This window comes from bacterium (assembly GCA_040753085.1).
In the GTDB taxonomy this organism is placed as follows: Bacteria; UBA9089; JASEGY01; order JASEGY01; family JASEGY01; genus JASEGY01.
Map to the genome: position 1 here is coordinate 1 of JBFMHI010000110.1, position 9,146 is coordinate 9,146.

General features: G+C 45.6%; 5 protein-coding genes and 1 pseudogene. 5 read left to right on the plus strand and 1 reads right to left on the minus strand.

Going from position 1 to position 9,146, the window contains the following annotated elements; translation table 11 throughout:
* Positions 1–232: 232 nt before the first annotated feature.
* On the minus strand, positions 233–2,029 hold the full coding sequence (gene lepA, locus AB1797_10605; protein MEW5768052.1) for a translation elongation factor 4: 1,797 nt from the start codon (positions 2,027–2,029) through the stop codon (positions 233–235).
* Positions 2,030–2,374: 345 nt separating this feature from the next.
* Here lepA and AB1797_10610 point away from each other — a divergent pair, with 345 nt between their 5' ends.
* The 5 genes and pseudogenes from AB1797_10610 to csm2 all read left to right on the plus strand — a co-directional run bounded on the left by AB1797_10610 (position 2,375) and on the right by csm2 (position 9,025).
* Positions 2,375–3,610, plus strand: coding sequence for a sigma-70 family RNA polymerase sigma factor (locus tag AB1797_10610; GenBank protein MEW5768053.1), 1,236 nt, complete (start codon positions 2,375–2,377; stop codon positions 3,608–3,610).
* 76 nt (positions 3,611–3,686) lie between these two features.
* Positions 3,687–4,202: an adenine phosphoribosyltransferase gene (locus AB1797_10615; GenBank protein MEW5768054.1), complete on the plus strand. Its 516-nt coding sequence runs from the start codon at positions 3,687–3,689 to the stop codon at positions 4,200–4,202.
* A 488-nt stretch (positions 4,203–4,690) separates the two neighbouring features.
* Positions 4,691–5,300 (plus strand): annotated as a pseudogene (locus AB1797_10620) (hypothetical protein).
* Between the two features lie 553 nt (positions 5,301–5,853).
* Positions 5,854–8,271: a type III-A CRISPR-associated protein Cas10/Csm1 gene (cas10, locus tag AB1797_10625; protein ID MEW5768055.1), complete on the plus strand. Its 2,418-nt coding sequence runs from the start codon at positions 5,854–5,856 to the stop codon at positions 8,269–8,271.
* A 349-nt stretch (positions 8,272–8,620) separates the two neighbouring features.
* Positions 8,621–9,025: a type III-A CRISPR-associated protein Csm2 gene (gene csm2 / locus AB1797_10630; GenBank protein MEW5768056.1), complete on the plus strand. Its 405-nt coding sequence runs from the start codon at positions 8,621–8,623 to the stop codon at positions 9,023–9,025.
* The last annotated feature ends 121 nt before the right edge of the window (positions 9,026–9,146 follow it).

The window sequence follows — 9,146 nt, forward strand, 5'->3', positions numbered from 1 at the left end:
GGGACAGGGCTTGTCCCTGTCCGTGCTTGTCCATGTCCGTTCCGTAGACGGACAACCACAAGGGTTGTCCCTACAGCCTAAGGACAGACCCGAATCACGGACACGGCTCACGGATTTTCCGTGTTTTATCTGTGCGCATCTGTGGCTGCACGGTTACATGGACTCTATCCTGACTGGTCCAAACCATGAATAAGGCCGAATTTTGTATGCCTTCCCACTCGAAACTTGAAGACTAATCGATCCTAAGGATAGCCCGGAATGCCTCCTGGGGGATAGCAATCTTTCCGACCTGCTTAAGCCTCTTTTTGCCTGCTTTCTGTTTTTCCAGGAGCTTTCGTTTTCTGGTTATATCTCCTCCGTAACATTTGGCCGTCACATTCTTTCTTAAGGCCGGGATGGTCTCCCGGGCAATAATCTTGGCGCCGATAGCCGCCTGAATAGCCACGGCAAACTGCTGTCTGGGGATAACCTCTTTTAATTTTAAAGCCAAATCCCGGCCCTGAGAATAAGCCTTCTCGTAAGGGATAATATTGGAGAGGGCATCAACGACTTCGCCGGCAATAAGTATATCCAGCTTAACCAGTTTGGTTGGTCGGTAGCCGATATGTTCATAGTCAAAGGAGGCATATCCCCGGCTGGCCGACTTGAGACGGTCATAAAAATCCCGCACGATTTCATTTAAAGGCAGCTCATAAGTGAGGACCACCTGTCTGGCATCCAAATATTCCATATTCTTCTGAATTCCCCGTCGATTCTGAGCTAACTGCATAACTCCACCCAGGTATTCATGGGGCAGGATGATAGTGGCTCTGATATAAGGTTCTTCCATACTCGACAGTTTAGAAGAATCAGGGAAATTAGTCGGATTATCCACTTCAATTACCTTCCCGTCAGTCTGGGTAATACGATAGGGAACACTGGGAGGGGTGGCAATAAGTTCCAGGTTGTGTTCCCTCTCCAGACGCTCCTGAATTATCTCAGAGTGAAACAGTCCCAGGAAACCGCATCTATATCCAAATCCAAGGGCCTTTGAACTTTCCGGCTCATAGGTCCAGGAAGTATCGTTTAAGTGAAGTCTCTTTATGGCCTCAGAAAGGATCTCATAGTCCGGTGAATGGATGGGATAAAGACCACAGAAGACCATTGGTTTGGCTTCCTTGTAACCCGGCAGAGGCGTTTGGGCCGGCCGATGGTAATGGGTGATGGTATCACCGATTTTGGTGTCGGTTATATTTTTAATCCCGGCCAGGCAGTAACCTACTTCTCCGGCCTTAAGCGCCTCGGTTTGAACAAGATTGAGACGGAAAATCCCTACCTCGCTTACCTGGTAATCTTTTCCAGTCGACATTAGTTGAATCCTATCCCCAGCCTTTATCGTTCCATCCATGCCCCTCAAATAAATCACCGCTCCCTGGTAAGAGTCGAACCATGAATCAAAGATGAGCGCCCTCAATGGGGCCTCCGGGTCACCTTGAGGTGGAGGTATACGCCGGATCACGGCCTCCAGGATATCCTCTGTGCCTATACCTTCTTTGGCGCTGATCAGGAGGCATTCCTCGGCCGAGAGTCCCAGATTGTCTTCTAACTGGCTTTTAACTCTATCAATGTCAGCCGCTGGTAGGTCTATCTTATTGAGCGCCGGAATAATAACCTTTCCCTGTGACTGGGCCAGGTGCAGATGGGCCAAAGTTTGGGCCTCTACTCCTTGAGAAGCATCCACCAGAAGGATAACCCCTTCGGTAGCCGCCAGACTGCGGGATACTTCGTAGGTAAAATCTACATGACCCGGCGTATCTATCAAATTAAGGGTATATGTCTCTCCATCCCTGGCCTGATAAGTGAGCCTTATCGGATGGGCCTTAATGGTGACACCGTGTTCCCGCTCCAGGTCCATATCATCCAAAACCTGCTCCCGCATCATTCTCTTGTCCAGGGTTTTGGTGTGTTCCAGGAGACGGTCGGCCAGGGTTGATTTCCCATGGTCAATATGGGCGATAATAGAAAAATTTCTGATCCTGTCTAAATACATTAGGATTACCCCGCCACCTTGCTCGATGCTCGATGCTCGTACTCATTATATTCATAAGCCGCAGTTCTGTCAACAAAAAAGGCTAAACCGACCGTCTGTGGGTCGGTTTAGCCCTCGGGAAAGGTAAAACAATAAGATTATTAAGAATCGATTATATAGTATTAAATATGTATTAAGCTGGTTGTTCCTATTTATTATATCGACATCTATTAAAAGAAACTTGAGTAGTCTAATAATTTTCTGTTGGCAAAACAGGTAAAATGTGATATAATTCAGAAATTAGAGATGGTAACTACTTATGTGTTCCTCTTTTGGCCAGGCTGAGTAGTTACCAGAGGTAAAAGAATGCGAAAACAAGGAAGGTCAAAGGATTTTAATAAAATAAGCACCCTCATTAAAAAAGGTGAGGAAATCGGATATGTTACTTATGAAGACCTTGAGGGTGTCTTTACGGACAAGTCCTCCTGGTCGCCTCACCTGGAAGACCTCCTGGCCCAGTTAGAGGAACATAATATAGAGGTCGTTGAGGAGGAGGAAGAGCCGGAAAAAGAAGAGACAGAAGTTACCTGGCCTTATGATCTGGTGAAGACTTATCTTTCTGAGATTGGACGGATACCTGTTTTAAGTGTTGAAGAGGAAATAAATCTGGCTAAAATAATAGAGCAGGGCAAGGAGAGGATCAGGCAAATCGAAATAAAGCTTAGCCTTTCTGTGAGGAGGCTAAAGCGACTCTTCCTTCAGCGACGACAGGAGGATCGAGTGACTAACCCTGAGATTTTATCTTATCTGTCCCGCTTAGGTCAGGAGGAGAAGGACTCCATCTTAACGGAGATTGATTCGGCTGAAAAGCAAATCTTCCGAGCCAAGCAGAGATTTACAGAGGCCAATCTTAGGTTGGTCGTCTCTATTGCCAAAAAATATATTCATCAGAAGGTATCTTTTCTTGATCTGATTGATGAAGGTAATTTGGGGCTGATGAGGGCGGTGGACAAGTTTGACTACAAAGAAGGATTTAGATTCAGCACTTATGCTACCTGGTGGATTAGACAGGCGATCACCAGGGCCTTAGCCGATCAGTCAAGAACCATCAGGATACCGGTTTATATGTCGGAAATAATAAACAAGTGTATCAAAATAACCCGCCAGTTATCTCAAGAATTTGGCCGAGAACCTACTTTGGAAGAGATTGCCGCCCGGATGAAACTTCCGATTACCAGGATTGTGGAGGCAGTAACTATTGCCCAGGAGCCGGCTTCTTTGGAAACACCGGTCGGTTCCAATGGGAGCAGTCAATTAGGCGATATGATCAAGGGGACTTTCTCTCCTCATAATGCTATGTTTTTTAAAATTCTCAGGGATCAGATAAATAAGCTTCTGAATACCCTTAGCGAAAAAGAAGAGCAAACCTTGAGACTCCGATATGGACTGGGTGAAGAGACCCCTCATACCCTTGAAGAAATCGGCAAGATTTTAGGGATAACCAGGGAAAGGGTCAGACAGTTGGAAAACAAGGCTCTTTCAAAACTTCGCAAACTTCAAATTAGCAAGGAACTCCAGGATTTTCTTCACGAAGAAAAATAAAACCGATTGCGGATTTCGGATTTCGGATTTTCGCATTTCGCATTCCGCAATCCGAAATCAAAAGGGGGTGTATAATTTGTTAGACCTTAAAGATTTTATCCGGGATATACCTGATTTTCCCAAAGAGGGGATTCTATTTAAAGACATTACGCCTCTCTGGCAAAATCCGGCGGCCTTTCGTCAAGCTATTGATATGCTGGTCGATCGGTTTAAGGATGAGAAGATCGAGATGATAGTGGGAGCCGAGGCGAGAGGGTTTATTATAGGGGGAGCCCTGGCCTATCGGTTAGGGACAGGACTCATCCCTGTTCGTAAGCCGGGGAAGCTTCCTTATAAGACTATTTCGGCTTCTTATGCCTTAGAGTATGGCACTGATTCTCTGGAGATGCATGTCGATGCCCTATCTCGGGGTCAGAGGGTCTTAATCTTAGATGACCTGCTGGCTACCGGCGGAACAGCTAAGGCGTTAGTGGAACTGGTAGAAAAGGCTAAAGCTAAGGTGGCTGCCATTGCCTTCTTAATAGAATTAACCTTCCTCTATGGCCGAGATAAATTGGAAGGATACGAAGTCTTCTCATTAATGCAGTATTAGAGCTTATCCCAAAACCTCTCCGGCGTGACCAGACACCAGGTTTCTTGAAGAAACCTGGTGTCTTCGTCCTGGTTGGGGAATAGGTAAAGGCGCAGAAATTCCCCAACTTTTAATGTAACTATTCAGCCACCGATGGACACGGATGAAACACTGATTCCTTTAATATATAAGTCCTTTAAATTCAAGTCTTTCTCTTCCAAAATTGGTATCTACTCAAAATCAAGTTGAGAACTTGTCAATTGCGAGCCCGAACGGAGTGAGGGGGCAATCCGTCCTGTTTCGCCTTCGGCTCGCAGTTCTCGCATTACGACATAGCCTCTTCAAGGGTAACTATTCAACTTAGTTTTGAGTAGTTACTCCACTTATTACTGCGAAGATTGTCAAAAATGGTCGGATTGAAAAACCTGAGGAATTCCACTGTTGCCGAAACTGCTCTCAGGCGAAATAAGGGTAGATGATGCGGAGAAATTTCTGAAGAAACGTGGGTTATGAAATACGATCCCGAAATACACCACCGTAGGTCTATTCGTCTGAAGGGATACGATTATTCACAGGCGGGCGCGTATTTTGTCTCTATTGTCACGCAAGACAGGGCGTGTTTATTTGGCGAGGTAGTGGATGATGAGATGCGGTTGAACGAGGCCGGACGAATGGTGGTTAACGAATGGAACGCATTACCAAGCCGATTTCCAGACGTTGATTTAGACACGTTCATCACCATGCCCAACCACATCCACGGTATCATTGTAATCGTAGGGGCACCCCTTGTGGGTGCCCAACCCCTTGTGGGTGCCCAACCCCTTGTGGGTGCCCAACCCCTTGTGGGTGCCCAACCCCTTGTGGGTGCCCAAAATGACAGGGCAACCACAGGGGCAACCACAAGGGTTGCCCCTACAATCGTTGACGACGGTTGAATACACCCGTGGTGTTAGAACTCTCGACTGGCCGCGGTTTCGTGGGCGTTTTTGGCAACGCAATTATCACGAGCACATTATCCGCGACGAAAACGAATTAAACCGTATCCGTAAATATATAATCAACAACCCCTTGCAATGGGAATTAGACCATGAAAACCCGATGGTAAAAGACCAGAAATAGGAGACACCATGGGAACTATAACCGAATCCGAAGTTGAACAAGTTGCCCTGACATGGTTTGAAAGTCTCGGCTACTCCGTACTTTCAGGTCCTGACATCGCCCCTGGCGAATTGATGGCTGAACGTAATGATTACCGGGAAGTGGTATTAGAGCAGAGGTATCTACTCAAAATCAAGTTGAGAACTTGTCAATTGCGAGCCCGAACGGAATGAGGGAGCAATCCGTCCTGTTTCGCCTTTGGCTCGCAGTCCTCGCATTACGACACAGCCTCTTCAAGAATAACTACTCAACTTAGTTTTGAGTAGTTACCAAAATTGATAAGTAAGCCCATTCCTTTTTTTGTTGCTTTTAATTATTTTATCCGTGTTAATCCGTGTTAATCCGTGGCTGAATAGTTTTACCTTTTAGGTAAAGGCAAAAAATGATTGACAACTAATTAGATTTATGTTAAAATAACCATTTATTGTATCCGGTTAGCCTATATTAACCCGGAGGACGGAAGTCAGAAGACAGTGGACAGAAGAATCTGACCTCTGTCCTCTGACAAAAGGCGATGGAACTATCTGATAGAGAAGCCCTTATTTTAGCAGCCTTACTTCACGATATGGGGAAGTTCTGGCAAAGAACAGGGGAAAAGTATCGGGGTGAGTATGAGGAATTAGTCAAAGACTGCTGCCCCTACCTTGAACTGAGGGGGATATATACTCATCGGCACGTCCTCTGGAGTGGGGATTTTGTGGACAGGCAGGTGGGCGAGACAAAGGTAAAAAGTCTGGTTCTTCATCATCACTATCCCTTAAATCGTCTTCAAAAGATTCTTGCCCTGGCCAATGATCTTTCACAGGGCGAGATGTTTCCTGATGAAGGCTTCCAGGAAATGGGTCAGCCGGCTTATTATCAAACCCCCTTACAGTCTATCTTTTCAGAAACGAAGGTTGAACCGACTGAGTCTACCTTCGGGCGCCGGGCCTATTATTTTCCTTTAACCAGACTCGAAACATCAGAACAGGTTTTTCCTGAGACTGAACTGGTGGTGAGCAAGGAGAAATATCTTCGTCTATGGCGGGACTTTATAGATGAAGTTTCTAAACTCAGTGTTCTTAAGCGGTTTTCAACCGACAGCGATACATGGTACTATGTATTAAAAAAATATCTTTCCAGGATTCCGGCGGTGACCCTAAAAAAAGTTGGTGAATACAGTCCGGACCTTTCTCTCTTTGACCACGCCTCAACCACGGCGGCCATAGCTGTTTGCCTTTATGATCTAAATTTAAAAGAAAGCGAATTAGACGAAGCCTTAGGCACCCTCTGGCATGTGCATCCCCCTCCAAGTATGGCTGAAGAAAGATTTGCCTTGGTTGGAGGAGAGATTAGTGGCCAACCTTTTCAGGGCGATTCTATCCTGGAGCAAGGAAACAATTTCAGTGTCAAGGGTAAATTTCTTTATCTCCGATTATTGGAAAAAGCCATAATTAAGTCTATCTTGGAGGGCCTTGATTTACCTCAGGTCAATCTCTTGTATGCGGACGGAGGACGATTTTATTTTATCGTCCCCTTAAACAAAAACGCTCAATTGATAGAGAGAAAAGTCGAGATTAACCGGAGGCTAAACTGCGTCCATAATGGTGAGTTGGGACTATTCCTCGCTTCTATCCCCATGGCGATGAGTGACTTTATGGGCGCCGGGGTCGGTCGCTGTTGGAAGAGGCTGTTAGAAGAGCTTGAAGCAGATAAGAATAGTCCCTTTCAAGAGTTAGCGGCTGAAAACTACTCCCTGGTTTTTGCGCCTATGACCCAGGGGGGCAAAGAGATCTATTGTTCGATTTGTGGGACTAAGGGGGTAAATAACAAGGGAGAAACCTGCCGTATGTGCACCAGCTTCGAGGAACTGGGCCGAATGGGAGACGAGGCTGAGGTCTTGTTGGAAAGAAGGATAGGGTTGGATAAACCCCTGGCCTCTCCTAATAACTTTCGGGATGCCCTTGAGATTTTCGGGGGGCAGTATATTTTTAAAAAAGAGAGTGAACTGGCCACCATAAGACCCAATTTTGATATCACCGTTGTCCTCTTAAATTCTTTGGAGCTGGCTAAAGTTAGCGCCCGGCTTCCTTCTTACTATAAACAAAAAGAGGAATGGAAGGCCTCCCTTGAATATGATTTCTTCCCTAAGTGGACGGCGGAGAGCAAAAGGGATCAGAGAAAATTACAGGGCGTGCTTAGATTGGAGATGGACTATCTGGAACTGATCTTTTGCCATGGACTTGGATACCGGGCCACTTTGAGCCGAATATCTACTTTGAGTTCTTTAGTTTCTTTCTTCCTAAAGGCTTATCTAACAGAATTCATCAAGGATAATTATGCCGATGATTGTTCCCTGTTCTGGACAGGCAGTAAAGGTATCTTCCTGAGCGGAACCTGGCATAAGGCCATTGAAGCCGCTATATCTATTAGAGAAGCATTTAAGAAATACACTGGTGAAGATGGGAAATTTGATCTCTCGGCCGGGTTGTCCTTTATTTCTCCGGATGATTTAGTTTCGGTGGGGATTACCTTAAACCAAAGGTTGATCAAGGCGGCCAAAAAGAAGCGGGGGAGCTTGGCCTTTTTAGGAAAAACCATCGCCTGGGACAGGCTGGAAGAGGTGGAACGACTAAAAAATATACTCGTTTTCTGTCTGGAAATAGGCAAAGAAGGGCAAAGGCTGCCAGCCGATCTCCTTCTGGAACTATCTAATATCCATCGTCTTTACAAGAAATCACCAGGGAATTCAGAAGATGAGGCAGGTGTGGCTGAAACAGCTAAATATCAACGTTGGCGGTGGCTGCTAACCTATTACCTAGCCCGGCTAATAGAAAGGCATCCTGAATTTGAGGCGGAATTAAGCGGGATGAGGGAAATGATCGTTGAGCAGGGTTTGATTAAAGATTTAGATCTGATCATTAATTGGACCAGCACAGCGCTTCAGCCATAGAAAACAGGTAACCGTTCAGGTATAGCTGTACGGATTAGCACGGATAAATAACACAGGACAGAAGGCGGAAGTGTAGGGACAGGGCTTGTCCCTGTCCGTGCTTGTCCATGTCCGTTCCGTAGACGGACAACCACAAGGGTTGTCCCTACAGCCTAAGGACAGACCCGAATCACGGACACGGCTCACGGATTTTCCGTGTTTCATCTGTGTGCATCTGTGGCTGAACGGTTACGAAAACAGAAGGTAACGACGTGTCTTTGTGCCTTAAGGGCTGAATAGTTACAACAGAAGACAGAGGATAGATAACGGTGTTCTGGTTATTTACTTCCTGGAGGCAATAGAGCCGGATATGGATAAGATCATAGAGGAAGGGCAAAAACAAATTAAAAGATGTTTACAGTCCGGAATAGATAAAGAAATCCACGACTATGCGGAGAGGCTGGGTAAATATTTCAGGACTGCCTCAAAGATAGAGCACTCACCTGGTAGCCGGATTCGTCTCCCTTTAGACCATCTTAGACGATTAAGTCAGGGAATGATTCCGGAGGCTGATTTTAACTCTGAGCTTGACCTTCTAAAAGCAGAGTTTATCTATGCTGCTTCTCAGACAGAGACAGAGGAGAAAGGATTTCAAGAATTCGTTTCCCTGATTAATTTTGGACTGGACGAACTTTTATCCGAACATAAATCATTCCAGGGAGTGCGAAACTTGACCTGGTTCTTGGAAGCTGTTTTAGCCTATCATTATGCGTAACTACTCAGCCACCACATATTGATTTTGAAGCTTACAGAACACAATATATTGTGGTTCGTCTCCTTTTATAGGTTGCATAGAAAGCCGTTTTTTAGGAATTTTAGCTAACTTTTAAACACCT